At 69.8% G+C, this 839-nt stretch carries 1 protein-coding gene; it reads left to right on the top strand.

Annotated elements, in window-relative coordinates; translation table 11 throughout:
- Nucleotides 1-839, top strand: an 839-nt coding sequence (locus tag JCM9942_RS17130) for a hypothetical protein (RefSeq protein WP_157723047.1), incomplete at both ends; no start/stop codon positions are given.

Genomic DNA, 839 nt, shown 5'->3' with positions numbered 1-839 from the left:
CAGCCGCCGCAGGGGCTGGATGCTTCGGCACGCCTGCGCGCGGTTGTCGCCTACGACCTGCTGCGCGAGCAGGGACCGGCGCTGGCACCGCCGTTCTTCTCGGTCTACATGGATTTCATCGAGGACGGGCTGATGGTGTATTCGCCCGGCATCGACTGGGGCAGCGGCGCCGACGCCACGGCCACCAACACCGGCTATCCGACCATGCTCGGCGCCGATCCGCGGCGCAATCCGCAGCGCCAGGTGTTCTGGACGCCGGTCTACCTGGACCGGCAGGCCGCTACCTGGATGGTGTCGGTGATCAAGCCGCTGGACTGGCACCAGCACTGGGTCGGCACACTGGGCCACGATGTCTCGGTGCAGAGCCTGATCGAGCAGGTCGACAGCGGCGATGAAAGCGACGGCGTGCAACTGGTGATGAGCGCCGACGGCGCGCTGATCGCCCACCCGCAACTGCGCCGCCGCATTGCCGCCGCCGACGGCCAGCTCGAGCTCGACCGCCTCGATGATCCACTGCTGGCCCAGGTCCACCGCATGATCCGGGAAGCGACCGTGAACCACGGCGCCGGGCGTTCGCCCGACGGCGCCTATTGGGTGGCGTGGTCGCAGATCCAGGGCCCAGACTGGTACCAGGTCTATCTGCTGCCCCAGGCGCGGGTGAACCATCTGCTGATGTGGGGCCTGCTGGCGATGGCCGGCATCGGCGTGCTCGGCCTGCTACCGGCGATGTGGCTGTTGCGCCGGCGGATCGGCTCGCTGGTGGCCGCACCGTTGAAGCGCCTGGCGCTGGCGGTGGATGAACTGGGCCAGGGCCGGCGCGCCGCAGCCCATCGGCCTGC

Origin of the sequence: Stenotrophomonas pictorum JCM 9942, from assembly GCF_001310775.1 — a bacterium.
In the GTDB taxonomy this organism is placed as follows: domain Bacteria; phylum Pseudomonadota; class Gammaproteobacteria; order Xanthomonadales; family Xanthomonadaceae; genus Stenotrophomonas; species Stenotrophomonas pictorum.
This window is presented reverse-complemented; position numbering and strand designations above follow the sequence as displayed.